Raw genomic sequence first — 18614 nt, 5'->3', positions numbered from 1 at the left:
TGTGAGAGACTCAAACATGGAGAACGTCTCAGATTTTTGTCATACTAAGAGAAAGAAAGCGAGGAATGCGCTATGGGATGGATATTTGCCGTGAGCGGATTGATTATTTTACTCGTCTTGGTCGCCTCTGTCGTCGTCATCCAAAAAGGATACGCCTACAAAGACAACAAAGACGACATCGTCCTCGATTACGATGAGATTAATCGCCGCATCACCGAACAAGATCAGCAGGACAAATAGAGCCATCCACGACGGATGGCTCTATTTTTATTTGAATTCGAAACGGAGCGCCCCTTTTTCAAGATAGAGCGTGGCATCAAACGTCTTGTCGCCTTTTTTGAACGCATGAACATTTGACTGCCCGCCGTTGATCATCTGTTTCAGTTCATCTTTCGCGAGTCCGACGCCGAGCACTTGTTTCGACATCGTAAACTTGCAGCCCTCACGATACCCGCTGCACCCGATGAACTTCGGATGCTCGACGAGTCCTTTTCCACAGCTCGGACAGACGCCAAACGACGCTTTTGGCCGCGAGGCAGATTTCTTCCCGAATCGTCTCGGTTCAATCGTATAGCCTTCCGGATTCGCCGCCGCGACTCTCGCTTTGGCTTCTTCGACGAGATGAATCGACATCTTTTTCGCCTGGTCGATGAATTCGGCCGCAGACGCAGACGCCTGTCCGATCTCATGGAGCCGCTTCTCCCATTTCGCGGTCATGGCCGGCGAGGCGAGAATGCTGTCGCCGAGCACATCGATTAACAGACGGCCTTTATCGGTCGGGACGAGCTCTTTCTTTTGAAGTTCAACATAACCCCGCTTCTTCAAGCCGTCGATTATGTTCGCCCGAGTCGCTTCCGTGCCGAGCCCCTCGACTTCTTTCATGATATGGATCAGTTCCTCGTCGTCGAGCTGTTTCCCGGCGACTTTCATCGCCATGATGAGCGCGCCTTCCGTATACCGTTTTGGAGGATCGGTCTGTTTCGATAACACTTCGACTTTCTTTTCAGTCAACGGCTCACCGGTTGTCAGCACCGGAAGCTCGACGTCTTTTGACTTCATCTCGACGACTTGACGGTACCCGGGGCTGACAACGACCGTCCCTTTTGCCCGGTATAAGTCTTCCCCGTCCATGAGGTCGACGGTCGTCTTCTCGAGTTTGGCCGGGGGGGCGAACGCTGCGAGAAAGCGGCGGTTGATCAAGTCATACAGCTTCGCCTCATCCCCGCTAAGTCGACCCACATCGCCGCACGCTTCGGTCGGAATGATCGCATAGTGATCGCTCACTTTTTTCGCGTTGACGTAGCGGCTGTTCCGGGACGGGTTCTCGGTCAACACGTCAGCGAGTCCAGCATATGCCGCAGACTTCAACAGCCGTGCTTTCGTTTGGGGGAACAGCGTTGCCTCGTCCGGCGTCACGAAACTGGAATCGGTCCGTGGATAACTGATCCACCCTTTCGTGTACAGCTTCTGGGCGATATCGAGCGTCTTCTTCGCCCCGAAACCAAAGCGTTTGCCGGCCTCAGCTTGGAGACCCGACAGACTGAACCAGAACGGAGGGTGTTCCACTTTCTCTTCTTTATCGATTGATTTTACGATCGCCGTCCCGGTCGCTCGGTTGACGACCGCTTCGGCTTGTTCACGCGTCTTCAACTTCGTCGTCTTGCCGAGCGTATATTTCGCTTTGAACGTGCCCCGTCCTTTTTGGAGCGTCGCTTCGACCTCGAAATAAAGCTCCGGGACGAACTGTTTGATTTCACGCTCCCGATTGACGATCAAGGCGAGCGTCGGCGTCTGGACGCGTCCGAGCGAGAATACGTCTTCAATCCCGATCGTCTTTAACAGCGTCGTATACGCGCGCGATGCGTTCATGCCGACGAGCCAGTCGGCACAGGCGCGGCTCATCGCCTCATGGTAATACGGAATCGTCTGGTCACCAGGCAACAGCTGGGCGAAACCGCGATCGACCGCCTGCTCGGTCAAACTCGAGATCCATAAGCGCTCGAGCGGTTTTTTGTTGCCGGCAAGGCGCAAGATGAGACGAACGATCGCCTCTCCTTCCCGCTCGGCGTCAGAAGCGATGATGACGTCCGTGATCGAGCGGTCGTGGAGCCATTTTTTGATTGTCTGGAACGGCTTCGACTTGCCCTTCGAGATGCGATAGTCGAACCGATCTGGGACAATCGGAAGTGATTCATATTTCCAAGATTTCCACTCCGGACGGTAGTGGGACGGCTCTTGGAGTTCACATAAGTGCCCGACTGCCCAGACGACGATGGCACCTTCCGGGAAACGAGGGCATGCCGCGATTTCAATCTCGTCTTTTCTCTTTTTTGATGGATACGGTGCCGCCAGCTTTTGTGCCTGCGACGGTTTCTCCGCAATGATTAATCTCATGTGATCCCTACTTTCGTTGTCGTTCGGACGATCTCGTCGGAACGACACTTTCGAAAAAGAATGTTTTTTCTCGTATGTTTCATTATATCATTAGAGGAATATGTACAAAACCAAAGGGGGATGCCTGTTGTCTTATTTAATTTTATTTGCCGCCGTCTTTTTCCTGTCGACGAGCGTCTTGTTCGTCAAATGGACGTCCGCTCCGGCGGAGACGGCCGCATTTTACCGCATGCTGATTACGTGTGTGATGCTACTGCCATTTGTTGACTTCAAGTCACTCATTGGGACACGCCTTATGACGCGATACGCCTTGTTGCTCAGCGGGACACTGCTCGCGTTTCATTTTTGGCTTTGGTTTCTATCGCTTGACTATACGACCGTCGCGAGTTCGACATTGTTCGTGACGTCGAGCCCGATTTTCGTCTTGATTGGAAATGCACTCTTTTTTAAAAAGCATCCGACACGAAAAGGGTTGGCTTTCGCGCTCATCGCTGTTTTGGGCGGAATGCTCGTCGCGGCAGGTGACCTTCAACTCGGACGTGAAGCTCTGTTTGGGGACCTACTCGCCTTAGTCGCCGCTCTGCTCATCGCCGGCTATTGGCTCGTCGGCCAACACGTCCGTGCCGAAATGAACACGAATACATACTCGTTCAGCGTCTATTTCGTCGCCACGGTCGTTCTCTGCTTCATGCTCCTCTTCCGGGGGACGACTTTTACCGCCTTCGAATCTGTCAACTGGTGGTATTTCCTTGCCCTTGCCTTCTTCCCAACGATTTTAGGACATAACTTGTTCAACTACGCCCTCGCTCGTGTCAGCGCGACCGTCGTCAGCATCACCATCCTCGGTGAAGCGCTCTGGGGCATGTTGTTCGGATTCGTCTTCTTCGAGGAACGGCTCGGCGTGATGCAATGGATCGGCGCGGCCGTCTTGCTCGGCGGAATCTACTTGTTCCTAAAAGAAGACGCCCGCTCTACAAGAACGGACGTCGTTTCATAAGTTGGTCACTTTCGCTTCTGCCTCTTCTTCAGACGGACGGAACAATAGCTTGCGGTCCCATACCGCCATGCCGACCGCTGTCAGGAAGGTCAAGCCGTCGGCGATCGGGAAGGCGAGCCAAACACCGAACACACCGAAGAAGTTCGGTAAGATAAACACGAGCGGAATCGTAAAGAGCGTCTGTCGAGACAACGACAAGAACATCGCGACCCGGGCTTTCCCGAGTGATTGATAGATGCCGTTGACAAGCATTTGGACGCTCGTTAAAAACGAGACAGCGAACAGGACATGAATCGCCGTCACCCCGCCAGCAATCAAGTTCGCGTCGGACGTGAACATGCGCATGAGCGGTTCCGGGAACAGCTGGAGCGTCAGCCAGATGAAGACCGCAATCGCGATTCCGGCCCGTAGCGCCGTCCAAATCGTCTCGCGCATCCGCTCGAACTGTCGCGCCCCGAAGTTATAGCCGACTATCGGTTGCATGCCTTGGACGATGCCCATGATCGGCATCCCGACGAGCGCCATGAACTTATTCAAAATGGCGAACGTGGCCAATTCTTGGGTCCCCCCATACGTCCCGAGCATGATGTTGACGAAGACGAACAAGATCGATTGCGACACCATCATGACGAACGAGGATGACCCGATTGCCATAATCTCCTTCAACTCGCCGAACCGCAGCCGAAACTTCCGCCATTGGAAGTCGAGCTCGGTCCGGCGATTTTTTGCGAAGAAGAAGCGTAACATGAGCACCGACCCGACGACTTGAGCGAGCGCCGTCGACCAGGCCGCCCCGTAAATACCCCATCCGAACGTGAAGATGAACAGCGGCGTCGTCACCAAGTTGACGACGACGGTCGTGAGCATCACTTTCATCTGATAAGGTGCCTGTCCTTCGGCCCGCACCATCGCGCTCGCCGCGAGCGTGAACATGAAGAACGGCGAACTGATCAGCGTGACCGATAAGTATTGACGACTCAATTCCATGATCTCCGACGTCGCTCCGAACACGGTCAAGATCGAGTCGAGCATGAAGATGGCCGAACTGACCGCGAACGCGGCGAACACGCCTACGAGCACGAGCACGTTCATGAACGTGACGGCGGCACCGGCGTCATCTCCTTTGCCGAGTTTCCGCGAACTGATCGAGGCCCCACCGAGACCGACCGCACTCGAGACGGCCATTAGAATCATTTGAATCGGGAACGCGATCCCGATCGCGGCCACGGCAGCAGGGCCGATGCCACGCGAGACGAAAATCGTGTCAATTATATTATAGAGCGCCGTCACCAGCATACCGATCATCGCCGGCAGCGACAGCTTGAACAGCAGGCGTCCGATCGGATCGGTCCGGAGTTGCTCCGTGTTCTGATTCATCCTTCCATCCCCTTTTTCGTATATGTTAATAGGGTAGCAAGATTGGATGGAACGGTCGACTATGTTGCCTTGACGGATGTGTCAACGGGCACTCGAAGCGGGAACTTTCACTGCTGCCACTTTTCGTTTTCGCATGATGAAGTCGGTCGCGACAGGTTGGTCGACTTTGACGCGTACCGTCATCATCGCCTGGTTCGCCGTCTCGAGCGGCATCCCGGTCTCATCGAATAACTCGTCGATCCGTTGCGTGAAGCGGACGAACCCGGGGCCAAAGAATTCGACTTCTTCTCCGCGGCGGAAATGGTTACGCTGCTCGAGCGTCGCCATGCCTGTCGACGCTTCATACGAGATGACGCGCGCTGCGAACGCATATTGCGGGATGGAACGCGGTTTGCCGAACAGTTGCTCTTTCTCGGTCGGGATGCCGTAATAGAACCCGCTCGCGAGCTCCCGTTGCGCCGCTTTCCAAATCTCTTCTTCCCATGCTGGGTCGAAGACGAATCCTTCAGGATCCGCGCAGTAGGCATCGATGACTTGACGATAGACGTTACAGACGGTCGCCACGTAATGGATCGACTTCATCCGTCCCTCGACTTTCAAGCTATCGACGCCGGCATCGACCAAATCGGGTATGTGCCGGACCATCGCAAGATCGACCGAACTCATCGAGAACGGTTCCTCATCGCGCGCTGCCATGTCGTCTGTCAACAACTCATCCGCCTCGAAGAAGCCGTATTTCCAGCGGCACGACTGGGCACAGCCGCCGCGGTTCGCATCGCGGAGCGCCATATGGTTCGACAGCGTGCAACGTCCCGAGTAGGAGATACACATCGCGCCATGGACGAACGCCTCGATCTCGACGTCGACTTGACGCTTCATCTCTTTGATCTCTTCCATCGATACTTCACGGGCGAGGACGATTCGCTCTAGCCCTTCCTCTTGCCAAAAACGGAGCGTCTCGTAGTTCGTCGCCGACGCCTGGGTCGACAAATGGACTGGAAGACCGGGCGCGTCCGTTAGACAGACCTCGATCATGGCCGGGTCCGAGACGATGACGGCGTCGATGCCGATGTCACGGAGTCGACAGAAGAAATCGCCCGCGCCATCGATATCCCCTTCATGGGTCACCATGTTCGCGGCGACATACACTTTCGCCCCGCGCTCGTGCGCGAATGCGACGCCTTCAGTCATCTCCTCGTATCCGAAGTTGCCGGCCCGCGAGCGGAGCCCGAACTGTTGACCACCGATAAAGACCGCATCGGCCCCGTAAAGAATCGCCATCTTTAATTTTTCTAAGTTTCCTGCCGGAGCTAGTAGTTCTGGACGTTTTTTCATCTTGATTCCCTCACTTGATCTCTTCTGGATTTCGTAACAGCAGTCCGGTCCCAAGCCGGAATTGTTCAGGTTGGAGTTCGGCGAGACGCCGTTCCATGAGCGTGCGGTCGAACTGGCCATTCAACAAATCGGACCGGGCTTTGTCGAACAGACGGACGATGTCGACGAACGCGTCCCCGGCATGCCATCCTTCGAGTTTCCACGTATGCAGTCCGCCTTTTAAGAGCACCGGCAATTGACCCATGAGCGTCAAATCTTCGGAGAAGACGTGCGTCCCATTGTCGTCTTGGTAGACGGGATAGCGACTGTCCGCATCAGACGGTTCGCTCATATAGTACTCGCGCGCTTCCGCGTCTCCTCTCGACCGACCGATCTCATTGAAATAGTTCGTCAATAGCGGTCGTTTCGAGTGATGGATACATGTTGGTCCGTACACTTGAACCTCGACGGGGAGCCCGATCTGCTGTTGAATCATCCCAAGTTCGGTCAGTGTCACTTCACGGGCCGCGACCGCCCCGATGGCGTCGCGCTTACCCCAAAATTGAATGTGTCGCGCCGACGTGACGAGCGTTTGAGCATCGTACCAATAGGGGATATTGGCATTACGGATCAAGCGGACGGCACCTGGATCGCCCGCCGTCACACTGTCGATCCCGATTTGCTTGAGCGCGTGTAAATAATCCGGCAACGCCTCGATTTGATCGTTATGCATCAAATTGTTGACGGCAACCGTCACTTCTTTGCCGTAACGATGGGCGAGCGCTGTGACTTCTCTCACAGCAGGAAGCGACCAGTCACCTTTATGGCGTAAACCAAACGTCGACTCTCCGATATATAGACGGTCTGTCCCCGCCATGATCAGCGCCTCTGCTTGTTCGACGCTTTGTGCTGTAGTAACTAGCTGAATCATCATCTGTTTTTTCTCCTGACTTTGTGAGTCTAATCACATATTCTTGATATACTTTAGCACACGTTCAAGCGTGTCGACGAAGCAGGAATTTAACAACTGGTGAAGAAATCAGTAACAATGTATGACTTTTTAATTGAAGGAGTGGACGATTTTGACAAAAACAGCCTTGATTACCGGTGCCTCGACTGGCATCGGCCTAGATCTCGCCGTCTTAGCGGCCCGAGATGGATTTGACTGTATTCTCGTAGCTCGTAGCGAGCCACGGTTACATGAACTCAAAAAAGTGCTTGAAAAACGATACACGATTAACGTGCACGTATTCGCACTCGACCTATCTGAACACAATGCCGTGAAACGGTTGACGAACGCGATTGACGACGCCGGGCTCACGGTCGATTTTTTAATCAATAACGCTGGTTTCGGTACGGCCGGCGAGTTTATCGAGCTCGATGCGGAAACCGAGGCCGAAGAGGTCCGGTTGAACGTCAACGCCTTGACCGAATTGACGAAAGCGTACTTGCCTGACATGGTCGCCCGCAATCACGGCTATGTCTTAAACGTCGCCTCTGTCGCCGCATTCCAGCCGGGACCGTATATGGCCGTCTATTACGCGACGAAAGCGTACGTCTTATCACTTACAGAAGCGCTCCATGCCGAGACGAAAGGCACAGGCGTAAACGTCAGCGTCCTTTGCCCGGGTCCGACCGACACCGGTTTCTTTAACCGGGCCGGCAGTGAAATGATGGTATCGAAAATGCCGTCTCATCTCGTCGCTTTCTTCGGTTATAAGGGCGTCATGAAAAATAAACGGGTCATCATCCCAGGTTTGTCGAACCAAGCGCTCGTCGGACTCGCGAAAATTATGCCGCGAGCGGTCAGTCTCGAAATTTTACGTCGATTCCAAAAACCGACAGATGCCTCGGTCGAACAGCTCCCAACATCTTGAACCTAAAAAAACAGAGCGACTCAAACGTTTGAGTCGCTCTGCTTTTTTAGGTTGAGGAATCAGTCGCCATGGCGTGACAGCTGAATCAGACGTCGAATAAAGATAAAAGCTGGTATCACCGTCATGAGCGCCGTCGTGACGACGAGAGACCAGGCGAACACGGCTTCAAGTGTGACCGTTCGGGCTCGTAGCTCCTCGAGAAGATTGACGTTTTGAACGGACAAGACGGTCATCAGTGCCGGCCAGACACTAGAAGCGAGGATGCTCAACATCGCGTATCGTGTCCGAATGAGCCGACGCGACATCAAGAAGATATTGACGGCCATAAACAATAGTCCGATGAAGAGGAACAAACCGATCTCATACATATTGACGTATCCGCCCATGCTCAACCACCTCACTCGAGTAGTACTCATGTTTACCCGTCTTCTCGGACAAATATGCGAACGAATAAATCATGTAGGACGATCAAAAAGAAGACGTTTGCGATTCCATGCGCCAAATCGAACGGCAAGCTAAGGATGAGCAATTTGATAAAGTCGGCTCCAATCACTTCCGCGAACGACAAGTTCGCCGTCCAGCCGAATAAAAAACCAGAGCCGAGCCCGATTGACCAAAGTAACATGCGCGACCGTAACAAGATCGGTCGTAACAAGTAAACGAGCGTGATCACGAGCAGCCAACCGAGAAACTGATACAAAACGAACGGACCGAGCCCGAGTAAAAGTCCAGATAAAATCGGGACGAATAAAGCGAGCATGCCTGCACTCGTCCATCCAAAATAGAGCGCGGTCAGCATCAATAATGCGGTCGTCGGTTGCACGTTCGGTATGGCCATGAAAAGCCACCGTCCGATGACGGCGAGCGCAAGAAGCTGCGTCAATACAGAAATAGGTGACTTCGTCCGCTCAAACTTCGACAAAAGTGCGAACGCGGTTATGAGGGCGAGGACGTAAGTGACCATAACGTACTCCGATCCACGTACTGTTCGCGCGTGCCGTCAAACACGACCGCTCCGCTCGCCATACATAAGACATGACCTGCCGCCGCAATCAAGCGTTCATCGTGGGTCGCACATAAAACACGCGCCGTCTCGGCTTTTTGTACGATTGCCGCAACGAAGGCGTCGCGTTCGTTCTCCGACAGTCCGACCGTCGGCTCGTCGAGGACGATGAGTGACGACGTGGACGCGAGTACCGCCTGCAACTGTTCGACCCGTCGATTCAACGATTTTGGGAACGGTCCGTACTCGGGGTCTGCCGGAAGATAGAGCGGCCGCTCTGATAACTTCACTTTCCCGTATAGCGGACGCAGACTCTTCGCCATCAGTTCTAGGAGTGTCGACTTGCCACTGCCGTTCGTCCCGATGCACACCGTTAACCCTGGTCCGTCAGACCGGTACGACACGTGTTCGACCGCGTAGGTGGGTTGCAACGGATGACGATAGGAAACGTCTTTGACGTTAATCGATGCTTCACTAGACGACTTTACGACCGTAAACGCATGTGTTGCACCGCCTTCACGCGACCGGTCCGTATAAGCGACGCTAATCCCGAGCTGTCCTAGCCGCCGAAGCAGCATCGACAAGTGTTCGCTTCGGAATCGATCGAGATAACGGAACGGCTCGATGAGAACGAGCGCATCGGGATTTTCGCCGAGCACGTGAGCGATTCGAACGAGTTGTTGTTCTCCGCTCGAGCATTCATCAAATCGTTTTTTGGACAGATGATCGATTTGCAAGAGAGCTGCCAGTTCGGCGCCGCGCATCGCATCATCACCGGCGAGCAGTGAGGCGACCGAACCGGCGAGCGGGTCATCGAGATTGACGATATGGGCCCGCTCTGAAGCGACCCACTCCTCAATTTGCTGACGTCCGTGCTCTGAGGATAACCAACGCATCTCGCACCCCTCCTTTCGTCAAATACGGGTAAAGCAACCAGATGAGTGGTGACCACTTAAGCGCCGCCACAAAGCAAATAAACAGGATGAACAGATGAACGAGATCATCGCCTTGGAATGAACGTAGGCGCGGCAACGCGTAAACGGGTTCACGGCGCTGGCTGTCAATCCCGACGACGATCGCTTCTCGCCAATCTTGTCGCTGGTGACTGCGGAGCGACAAACGGATGGCCCGTTCCATCGACGGGACGAGCGCCCAAGCACCGTACAGCAACCGGGTCGATTGCGGAAAGCGTCGCAAGAGCGGCAATAGCCGTTCTAATCGCATGAAACGGCTCGCCCAAACCATTCCGAATAAAAACGTCGCCAAGCGGACAATTTGGTCGCTGAGCGCACGGATGGAGACGTCCCACTGGAGCAAAATCGGTGCGAGCGAGATCAGCGCGAACGCGACAAGCAGACCGAGCATCGCGACGGGAAAGCGCCGCTCCAACAGTAACAACAAGACCAGCCCGGCGAGCAGACTTAACGAACCGTTCACATGGATCAAGACGTACAGATGGACGAGTAGAAAGAAAAGGAGCGTGACAGCATGTCTACGCTCCCAATCCGCCTCATTCGAAGAAAGAAATCGCATCTTCTTCAAACCGCCATTGGATAATATCGGTGGACTCGACTTCTTTTGCAGCCGCCCCTTCATCGCCAGGGCTGCCGTTAAAGGCGTACACCCAACCAGATGACTGACCGGCCGATTTTTCTTGAATCCCGTCGATTGCCGTGACGTAGGTCATCTCCCCGCTTCCGACCGAATCAATCGGCAATTCTGTCGCCTTGAGGGCATCGAGCACCGTCGACCCATCCTCTAGGCAGACACTTTTCTCATGGTACAACGTCTCTTCTGTCGACGCGTCGTAAACGGAAATTGTCGGTTCGACGTCACAAGACTCACTTTGTCCGTTCGATGTCTCTTCTCCAGCACAAGCTGCCAATAAAGGTATCATCATACCCATGATGAGCAATTTTTTCATTGATCCGTCAAATCCTCTCGTTGGTGGATGGAGTAGTTGTAAAGAATCGTATATTTTTCGCCTGTCGTTCTGCCTTCACGGGTCAAACCGGTCAATTGAATACTGTTGGCGAGCACGGGTTCGCGCTGGAGCCAGAATTTGACGATTCGTCCGTCCCGGTTGATCATGAGCATCGCTTCGTTCTCGAACGTGTACATGTCGTACAGTCCGTCAAATGAGAGCTGCAAGAGCGGTGCCTCGACTTGTTTGGCAAAGTCTTCCCACGCTGTCCCCCGTACGGCTTCGATCACGTGTTCGAAGTCAACGAGCTTCTCGAAAAAGGCTCGACCGGAACTTTTGTTCATCTCATCGACTTGACGATATTCAAGTTCCCCTGAGTCGTCATAGTTGATGCGGATTTGCTGGAACGAGCTGCTGCGTTCGACCATGAGCAAATACTCGAGTGACTGCAGTTCACCGTCCCGGTCGACGACTATCTTGCTACGATCGAGCTTGATCACCTCGCCGTTGATCCGGCGTAAAATCGTATCTGTCATCCGGTCGAACGACTCGTCTTGCACCGACACCGGCCCGATTTGTTGAGATTCGGCCCGGAATTCGGATTGGTCGAACAAAGGTACGAACAGTAAAACGATGAAGAAGAAGAAGCCGACGAGTGCCCCGTACCATTTATACCGGCTGTTTCGTTTTGGAAAGAACAAGAATGACATCAAAAATCCGATTGGGATATGAAACCCGCCGATCGGAAACGAAACGATTCCGAGCAACGAGTAGAATAAGAACTTGGCGAAAAAGTTCGGTTCTGGCTCTTTCAACTGATTCAATCTTACACCTAGCAACAGGCTGATGACGATGAAACCTAGCCAAACGTATAGTTGTATTGTCACATCAATCCCCCACTATAAACTCGGAAAAGTCGGTTGCCACATGGCTATCCGCAAACCCAGACACGACCTCGGCCTCAAATTCTGCTTCCCGGCCTTGGTAGCGGGCCGAGATATGGGTGACGATCAACCGGCCCGCTCCCGCCTCGTTCGCGAGCCTTGCGGCTTCGACCGTCGTCGAGTGACCATACTGTCTCGCAAGTTTTGACTCCCCTTGCATAAACGTCGCCTCGTGGACAAGAACGTCGGCAGCTTGTGCGAGCACGAATGCATTCTCGCACGGAGTCGTATCCCCTAAGATGGCGACGATCGCTCCACGGACCGATTCTGTGACATATTCTTTAGACGCGTATGTTTTCCCTGCAAATTCAAACGTGTCTGCTTGTTTGATTGTCCGATAGACTGGACCGCTCGGAATACCGAGTGCTCTCACTTTGTCGACGAGGAGCGTCCCCGGACGCGCCGGTGCCTCGATGCGAAACCCGTAAGATGGAAAGCGATGCGCGAGCTTCCGCACCGTGACGAGGTGACCGTCTTGCTCGAACGTGTCCCCGTCCTCATATTCGACAATCGTCAGGTCATAGCCTAAATATGAACCGGTCAGTTTCAACGTCAGCTCGAGCCATTGCTTGATGCCACGCGGCCCGTACAGCGTGAGCGGATCCTTTCCGTCGAGGGCGGAACGCGTCGATAAGAAACCTGGCAACCCGAAGACATGGTCCCCGTGTAGATGCGTGATCCAAACAGCCGATACTTTTCGCGGTTTGATCGTGGTATGGAGAATCTGGTGCTGGGTCGCCTCCCCGCAATCGATCAGCCACGTCTGTTTAGGCAATGTAAGTGCGAGCCCGGAAACGTTCCGTTGTTTCGAAGGCATGCCTGAACCAGTTCCTAAAAAATGTAACTTCATAAATATATTTGTCCTTTCTGCTAGCCTAATCCATGCTATACTTGAGTCACTCGTTGAAAAGGATGTGATCCGTGATGAATAAAGTTGAACATTCCGATGCTTTGTATGAAGTGATTCGGGAACGAGCGACTTCAATGAATCGCAAACACCAACAAGATGCAGGCACCTCGATCCGAATTCACGACATAGCGACCGAACTTCACTGCTCAGACGAACTCGTCTTAGAATCGTTGGAGTTCGCCGCATAAACACACGAACACATAGGAAGAGCCGACTTAGCGTCGGCTCTTTTTTTAGTTTGTTTCCCGTGTTGCGACTTGCTCGACAATTTCAACAACGAGTTCAATTAACTTATACAGTTCGACGAGTGGCATGCGTTCGTTCGTCGTATGGATTTCTTCATACCCGACAGCAAGGTTAACCGTCGGAATGCCTCCACCGGCGATCACGTTCGCATCTGAGCCCCCGCCCGAATGAAGGATACGAATCGGACGTCCAATCGCTGTCGCCGCTGACTTCGCCACTTCGACGACCTCGTCGCCTTCTTCGAACTTGAAGCCCGGGTACATGATGTCAATCTCGACTTCAGCACGACCACCGTGCGTCTCAGCAACTTCGATATACGCTTGCTTCATCGCTTCAGCTTGCGCTTCCATCTTATCGTGGATAAGCGAACGGGCCTCGGCGAGCACTTCGACGTAATCACAGACGATATTCGTCGCGCGTCCGCCTTCGAAGCGTCCGATGTTAGCCGTCGTCTCTTCATCGATCCGGCCGAGCTTCATTTTTGCGATCGCTTTTGCTGCGATTTGAATCGCCGAGACGCCTTTTTCTGGGGCGACACCGGCGTGGGCCGTCTTCCCGTAAATTTTCGCGTTCACTTTTGCTTGGGTTGGAGCTGCCACGATAATATCGCCGACCGGTCCGTCCGAGTCGAGGGCGAAACCGAATTTCGCATCGATTTTCGAGAGGTCGAGCACTTTCGCACCGACGAGACCCGATTCTTCACCGACCGTGATGACGAACTGGATCTGACCGTGTGGAATTGCCTCCTCTTTCAAGACCCGAACGAGTTCGATCATCGCTGTAAGCCCCGTCTTGTCGTCGGCACCGAGAATCGTCGTCCCGTCTGTGACGATATAACCGTCTTTAATACTCGTTTTGATGCCTTTACCTGGTGTGACCGTATCCATGTGGGCCGTGAAGTAAATCGGGTCAACGCCCTGTTTCGTCGCAGCCAACGTGACGATAAGATTGTTTCCTGAATGCGCAGTTTTTGTCGATGCGTCGTCTTCGTAGACGTCACATCCGAGTTCTGTGAAGACCGACTTTAAATGCTCACAGATGACCGCTTCTTCTTTTGTCTCTGAATCGATGCTGACCAACTGTAAAAATGTGTCCAGCACACGTGTCTCGTTTACCATAAAAACATCCCTCCATCCAAACATTTCTTGGTTATTATAACAAACTCATGTCGTTTGCACGAACCTTTTCCATTCTGTACAATGAGGTCAAACACGTTTTGGAGGATCCTCATGAGAAAAAAACAACAAAAACGACAACGCATCATTCAAATCGGCGTCGTCGTCATCGTATCAATCTTCTTGCTTAGCACGTTTTTGTCGGGGATGGCCATGTTCCTGTAACAGGAGAATGTACCGTTCTTTCAAGATCAAGTAACTCTTCACATCTGACAAAATATTGAGCAGCGACGAGCGTACCTCAAATTCCTCACGCGATGTGGGGAGAGGTACGTTTTTTCGATAATGGTCGATGATTTCCTCGAGCTCGCGAAGAAACGCCGAGGCGTCAGCCTGCTCGTTGACGTTGTCGCCGACGCGGCGTAAAAATGTGGCGACGGGTTTCGCCTCATTGACGACCATCGTGATCTCCCGCGCATTATCAGCAATCCGCTTCAAAATGTCGTACTGGCGCTCGCGCATCCGGAAGTATAGATAGTCCATGTCTTCGTTGCGCTTCCCGATCGAGTTTCCCATCCGGCGGAGGGCCAAGTCTTTCCCGTTCTTTAAATAGTCACGCGTCTTCAACAGCATCATCGAATGGTTATTGTACACACCGGTCTCGACACAGGCTGCGACGTCATAGAAGTGGACCGCGAGCGCCCGATTGATACTCTCTTTAATGCGCTCGATGTCTTTATCGAGCGTCGGCATATACATGTTGACGACGAGTCCGACGCCAACCCCGATCGCGATCAACAGGAGTTCGTTCAAGAACAAGTCGAGTGAGAACCGTCCTTCGGTGTACAGATGGGTCAAGATGACGACACTCGTGATCATGCCGTCCTGCAGTTTGAGCTGTTGAACGAGCGGGATGAACATGACAAAATAAAGTGTAAGCGTCGCCGGCGAATAGCCGAGCAGCGTGAACATCAACGCGCCCATCCCGATGGCGAGCAAGCTTGCCATGACACGTTCATATGAGGCCCGAAATGACTTCTTGCGCGTCTCTTGGATACTGAGGATGGCGATGATGGCCGCGAAGACGTAATAATCGAGATGGATCGTCTCAGCGATGAGCATCGCGATCCCAGCCGCGACCGCCGTCTTTAACGTACGTGTACCAATTTTCATATCATTCCCTCCTCTCATACAAAATTGTTTACTAGTTTTCTCTGTTTGGCAATCCTCAAGTTTGGAAGTGATCCTATTGAAGAAAAAACAACGACGCCGGCTCTTGCCCGCCCTGCTCAGCTTAGCACTTGCCATCTTCGGCTTTCTTTGGTTACAAGAGCGAGGCAACGGGACGTACACCGTCGAGACGTTCGCAGATGGTGACGTCTCGTCCCGTCACTTCGAGTCGCTCGCTGAAGCCCGCACCTATATGGAACGCGGCGGCAATCGCGCCTTGCTTGGCCCGTCCGGCGAAGTCATCGACTTTACCGGCACCGGCATCGCCGTCACGCCGACTGACCGGGTCACGAACCTGTATAAAGATGCCGCGTTCAAGGAGCGGCAGTCGTACGTCGCCGGCGGCACCCGGCTTAGGCTCGTCGGAAAGGGTTCTGACCATTTGCGAGTCACCATCTCCGGTGCCGACGTGTACGTACCGCTGGCCGACATGACGCTATACCCGGACGCCGTCGTCGAGAAACGCGGCTATTACGAGATGCGGGACGGACAAGTGCTCCATACCGTTGAAGCGAACGGGAACTTGGCTGGGACGTTTTTGGTCGGACCCGCCCCGCAGGAAACGTCGGACCGGTTTTATACCGAAAACGTCCGGGACGTCTTCGATTCACCGTACCAATTCGCCTCGATTCAGTCCAAATCGCCGTACTCGGCCCGCGAACTCGATCAATTTCTCGCCACGCTCGGTGACAGTCCGCTCACCGGAAAAGGTGATGCCTTCAAGGACGCCGAAGCCGAGTTCGGTATTAACGCCCTGTTCTTACTCGCCGTCGCCGGTCACGAGTCGGGATACGGGACGTCCGCGATCGCCCGCGATAAAAATAATCTCTTCGGGTTCAAAGCGACAGATGACGACCCGAGCGGCAACGCCTCGACGTTCGCTTCAATCGAGGCGAGTGTCGATGCTGCGGCCCGCTTGTTCGCCGAGAAGTATGTGACCGGATCGTACGACCGCGGCCCGTTCCCCGGCAACAAGCAAGAAGGTGTCAACGTCTTCTACGCCTCGGACCCGTATTGGGGCGAGAAAGTCGCCGGGACGATGTATCGCATCGACCGCAAGCTCGGATTAAACTATTTGGAACAGCTCCAGTGACGGCCAAACGGCCGTCGCTTTTTTTTTGCAGGAATCCCTAGAGTCAAACCCGAATACTAAAAATGAACGACCATTCATTCAAAGGGGGAGATTCATTTGAAAACGATTTGGATTACCGGCGGTTCGTCCGGCATGGGGAAAGCGATGGCGCTAAAATTTAAAAGCGAAGGCTGGAACGTTGCCATCAGCGGCCGTAACGAAGAGCGCCTGCAAGAAACGATGGGTGAACTCGAGGCGATCGGTGCGGGTCAAGCGTTACCCGTCCAACACGACGTCCGCGATTACGAGGCGTGCGCCCAAGCGCTCGATCAGATTGTCGAACGATTCGGTCCGGTGCATGCGCTCGTCAATAACGCCGCCGGCAATTTCGTCTGCCCGATGCTCGATTTGACACCGAACGGTTGGACGAGTGTCATCGACATCGTTTTGAACGGCACGTTCAACTGTACGCACGTCCTCGGAAAGCACTGGGAGCGCGAACAACTCCGTGACGGTTCGATCATCAACATGGTCGCGTCGTACGCGTGGCAGGCAGGTGCTGGTGTCGCACCAAGCGCCGCCGCTAAAGCAGGCGTACTGAATTTGACCCGGACGCTCGCCGTCGAATGGGGCTATCAGTTCGGGGCCCGCGTGAATGCGATCAGCCCGGGACCGATCGAACGGACTGGCGGGGCCGACAAACTCGCCGTCCACGTCAAAGAAGTCGAGCGCATCCGCCGCAACGTCCCGCTCGGCCGCTTCGGGACACCGGAAGAGATCGCTGACCTCGCTTTCTGGATGACGTCGGATGAGATGCGTTACTTGAACGGTGAATGCATCTCGCTCGACGGCGGGCATTGGCTCAATAAACATCCATTTTAACGCCAAACGGCCGAGGATCCCTCCTCGGCCGTTTTACATATCTTCGCCAACCCATTCCGCCTCGAACTGCTTCAAGAAAGACGTCATGAACGCGTGACGGTCGCGGGCGATCGCTTTCGCCCGGTCCGTATGCATCCCGTCTGCGAGCAAGAGCAGTTTGTCACTAAAATGCGCGATGGCGCTCGACGGGTCGGCCGGATCATAGAGCGGTGTGCCACGTGATCCGGCATACTGGAACGTCCTGGCGATGCCGATCGCACCGACCGCATCGAGCCGGTCTGCGTCTTGAATGATCGCACTCTCGAGCGTCGTCGGCAGTCTGCCTTGCGAGAACGACGTCTCCGCGATGACGGCGAGTATGTGATCCGTCTGGCTTGTACTGAGGGCGATCGTCTCGAGATGATGCCGGACGAGCCCTTTGGCTCGACCGAGTTTCGCGTCCTCGACGTCATGAAGCAGCGCCGCGAGTGTGACGACGAGCGGGTCGACCGCCATCCCTTCAGCGAGATGTTCGGCGAGCCGACGCACCCGTTCGAGATGACTCATGTCATGCCCGGTATGATCCCCGGTATGAAGCTTCGTCACGAAGCGTTCGGTCGCTTGAATCGCTTGACGCGCCATCAAATCTCGATCGTCGTGTTCGGTTCGATCAACAGACCGCGCTGATGTAACTGGTCACAGAAGGCACGTGCATCTTGTTTGATCGGTGGGAACGTATCGAAATGAATCGGGACGATTCGTTTCGCCTGCAGCCAATGGGCGGCATCGAGCGCGTCAACCGGCCCCATCGTGAAGTTGTCCCCAATCGGCAGGAAGGCGACGTCGATCTCGAACCGTTCACCGTACAGTTTCATGTCCGAGAACAATGCCGTATCACCCGCATGGTAAAGCGTCAGCGAGTTCGTCTCGATGATGAAGCCCCCCGGCATCCCCATATAGACCGGGACGTCGCCCATGTCAAGGCTCGAGCTGTGGAACGCCTGCGTCATCGTCACACGGCCGAACGGGAAGGAATACCCGCCCCCGATGTTCATGCCGTGGACCGAATAGCCTTTTTTCTCGTAATAGGTCGCGAGTTCATGTGTCGCGACGATCGTCGCGCCCGTTTCTTTCGCGATCAGTTCGACGTCCTCGATATGATCAAAATGCGCATGCGTCAACAAGATGTAGTCGGCTGTCAATGTCGCCGGGTCGACGTCTGTATGCGGGTTACTCGTCAAAAACGGATCGATCAAGACGCTCATTCCGTCGATATCGAGCTGGACTGTCGCATGGCCATAGTAAGTGATCTTCATTCGAATCCTCCCTTTCTGGTGTCAGATGGAACGT

General features: G+C 54.1%; 21 protein-coding genes. 6 read left to right on the top strand and 15 right to left on the bottom strand.

Going from position 1 to position 18614, the window contains the following annotated elements; translation table 11 throughout:
* Positions 1-72: 72 nt before the first annotated feature.
* On the top strand, positions 73-240 hold the full coding sequence (gene ytzI, locus EVJ29_RS03330; protein ID WP_131439801.1) for a YtzI protein: 168 nt from the start codon (positions 73-75) through the stop codon (positions 238-240).
* A gap of 27 nt (positions 241-267) precedes the next feature.
* Here the strand turns inward: ytzI and EVJ29_RS03325 are convergent, their stop codons facing one another.
* Positions 268-2394, bottom strand: coding sequence for a DNA topoisomerase III (locus EVJ29_RS03325; RefSeq protein ID WP_131504717.1), 2127 nt, complete (start codon positions 2392-2394; stop codon positions 268-270).
* A gap of 127 nt (positions 2395-2521) precedes the next feature.
* Between EVJ29_RS03325 and EVJ29_RS03320 the strand changes: the two genes are divergently transcribed.
* Positions 2522-3391 carry a DMT family transporter gene (locus tag EVJ29_RS03320; protein ID WP_236633371.1) on the top strand — a complete coding sequence of 290 codons (870 nt, stop codon included), beginning with the start codon at positions 2522-2524 and terminating at the stop codon, positions 3389-3391.
* On the opposite strand, the gene EVJ29_RS03315 is transcribed toward EVJ29_RS03320, so the two are convergent.
* The 3 genes from EVJ29_RS03315 to EVJ29_RS03305 form a co-directional block, all read right to left on the bottom strand.
* Positions 3386-4768, bottom strand: coding sequence for an MATE family efflux transporter (locus tag EVJ29_RS03315; protein WP_131504716.1), 1383 nt, complete (start codon positions 4766-4768; stop codon positions 3386-3388). The genes EVJ29_RS03320 and EVJ29_RS03315 overlap by 6 nt on opposite strands.
* 81 nt (positions 4769-4849) lie before the next feature.
* On the bottom strand, positions 4850-6103 hold the full coding sequence (locus EVJ29_RS03310; RefSeq protein ID WP_070327090.1) for a peptidase U32 family protein: 1254 nt from the start codon (positions 6101-6103) through the stop codon (positions 4850-4852).
* A gap of 10 nt (positions 6104-6113) precedes the next feature.
* Positions 6114-7016, bottom strand: a complete 903-nt coding sequence (locus EVJ29_RS03305) for a peptidase U32 family protein (RefSeq protein WP_131504715.1) — start codon at positions 7014-7016, stop codon at positions 6114-6116.
* Between the two features lie 145 nt (positions 7017-7161).
* Between EVJ29_RS03305 and EVJ29_RS03300 the strand changes: the two genes are divergently transcribed.
* The gene (locus tag EVJ29_RS03300; protein WP_070327908.1) at positions 7162-7959 is read left to right on the top strand and encodes an SDR family NAD(P)-dependent oxidoreductase; all 798 of its coding nucleotides are present in this window, start codon (positions 7162-7164) and stop codon (positions 7957-7959) included.
* Between the two features lie 59 nt (positions 7960-8018).
* Here the strand turns inward: EVJ29_RS03300 and EVJ29_RS03295 are convergent, their stop codons facing one another.
* From EVJ29_RS03295 to rnz, 7 genes are read right to left on the bottom strand one after another with little or no spacing between them, the layout of a single operon-like run.
* The gene (locus EVJ29_RS03295; RefSeq protein WP_236633369.1) at positions 8019-8360 is read right to left on the bottom strand and encodes a hypothetical protein; all 342 of its coding nucleotides are present in this window, start codon (positions 8358-8360) and stop codon (positions 8019-8021) included.
* Positions 8361-8377: 17 nt separating this feature from the next.
* Positions 8378-8923 (bottom strand): hypothetical protein, encoded by a 546-nt coding sequence (locus EVJ29_RS03290; RefSeq protein ID WP_131439815.1) that lies wholly within the window; start codon positions 8921-8923, stop codon positions 8378-8380.
* On the bottom strand, positions 8896-9858 hold the full coding sequence (locus tag EVJ29_RS03285; RefSeq protein ID WP_131504714.1) for an ATP-binding cassette domain-containing protein: 963 nt from the start codon (positions 9856-9858) through the stop codon (positions 8896-8898). The genes EVJ29_RS03290 and EVJ29_RS03285 overlap by 28 nt, the downstream gene beginning before the upstream one ends.
* Entirely contained in the window at positions 9818-10495 is a 678-nt protein-coding gene (locus EVJ29_RS03280) for a hypothetical protein (RefSeq protein ID WP_131490364.1), read from the bottom strand. Before EVJ29_RS03280 ends, EVJ29_RS03285 begins: the two co-directional genes overlap by 41 nt.
* Entirely contained in the window at positions 10473-10868 is a 396-nt protein-coding gene (locus tag EVJ29_RS03275; RefSeq protein ID WP_233589555.1) for a DUF4430 domain-containing protein, read from the bottom strand. The genes EVJ29_RS03280 and EVJ29_RS03275 overlap by 23 nt, the downstream gene beginning before the upstream one ends.
* 14 nt (positions 10869-10882) lie before the next feature.
* A complete protein-coding gene (locus EVJ29_RS03270) occupies positions 10883-11773 on the bottom strand; it encodes a hypothetical protein (RefSeq protein WP_131490365.1) in 891 nt (296 codons plus the stop codon).
* Between the two features lies 1 nt (position 11774).
* Complete coding sequence (gene rnz / locus EVJ29_RS03265; RefSeq protein ID WP_131458475.1) at positions 11775-12680, bottom strand: ribonuclease Z; 906 nt, start codon at positions 12678-12680, stop codon at positions 11775-11777.
* Between the two features lie 74 nt (positions 12681-12754).
* Here rnz and EVJ29_RS15445 point away from each other — a divergent pair, with 74 nt between their 5' ends.
* A complete protein-coding gene (locus EVJ29_RS15445; RefSeq protein ID WP_167615642.1) occupies positions 12755-12928 on the top strand; it encodes a hypothetical protein in 174 nt (57 codons plus the stop codon).
* Positions 12929-12973: 45 nt separating this feature from the next.
* On the opposite strand, the gene EVJ29_RS03260 is transcribed toward EVJ29_RS15445, so the two are convergent.
* Together EVJ29_RS03260 and EVJ29_RS03255 are read right to left on the bottom strand one after the other, a co-directional pair.
* The gene (locus EVJ29_RS03260; protein WP_131463704.1) at positions 12974-14104 is read right to left on the bottom strand and encodes a M20/M25/M40 family metallo-hydrolase; all 1131 of its coding nucleotides are present in this window, start codon (positions 14102-14104) and stop codon (positions 12974-12976) included.
* Between the two features lie 171 nt (positions 14105-14275).
* On the bottom strand, positions 14276-15274 hold the full coding sequence (locus tag EVJ29_RS03255; RefSeq protein ID WP_131490366.1) for an aromatic acid exporter family protein: 999 nt from the start codon (positions 15272-15274) through the stop codon (positions 14276-14278).
* A 67-nt stretch (positions 15275-15341) separates the two neighbouring features.
* Between EVJ29_RS03255 and EVJ29_RS03250 the strand changes: the two genes are divergently transcribed.
* Together EVJ29_RS03250 and fadH are read left to right on the top strand one after the other, a co-directional pair.
* The gene (locus EVJ29_RS03250; protein WP_236633383.1) at positions 15342-16424 is read left to right on the top strand and encodes an N-acetylglucosaminidase; all 1083 of its coding nucleotides are present in this window, start codon (positions 15342-15344) and stop codon (positions 16422-16424) included.
* A gap of 90 nt (positions 16425-16514) precedes the next feature.
* Positions 16515-17285, top strand: coding sequence for a 2,4-dienoyl-CoA reductase (gene fadH / locus EVJ29_RS03245; protein ID WP_201738976.1), 771 nt, complete (start codon positions 16515-16517; stop codon positions 17283-17285).
* Between the two features lie 33 nt (positions 17286-17318).
* Here fadH and EVJ29_RS03240 read toward each other — a convergent pair whose 3' ends face one another.
* Together EVJ29_RS03240 and EVJ29_RS03235 are read right to left on the bottom strand one after the other, a co-directional pair.
* Complete coding sequence (locus EVJ29_RS03240) at positions 17319-17906, bottom strand: HD domain-containing protein (RefSeq protein ID WP_131463708.1); 588 nt, start codon at positions 17904-17906, stop codon at positions 17319-17321.
* Positions 17906-18580, bottom strand: coding sequence for a metal-dependent hydrolase (locus EVJ29_RS03235; RefSeq protein ID WP_131463710.1), 675 nt, complete (start codon positions 18578-18580; stop codon positions 17906-17908). Before EVJ29_RS03235 ends, EVJ29_RS03240 begins: the two co-directional genes overlap by 1 nt.
* Between the last annotated feature and the right edge of the window lie 34 nt (positions 18581-18614).

Origin of the sequence: Exiguobacterium sp. SH4S7 (genome assembly GCF_004336795.1) — a bacterium.
In the GTDB taxonomy this organism is placed as follows: Bacteria; Bacillota; Bacilli; order Exiguobacteriales; family Exiguobacteriaceae; genus Exiguobacterium; species Exiguobacterium aurantiacum_A.
The sequence above is the reverse complement of the archived record's forward strand: the minus strand, read 5'-3'. Positions and strand labels throughout refer to the sequence as shown.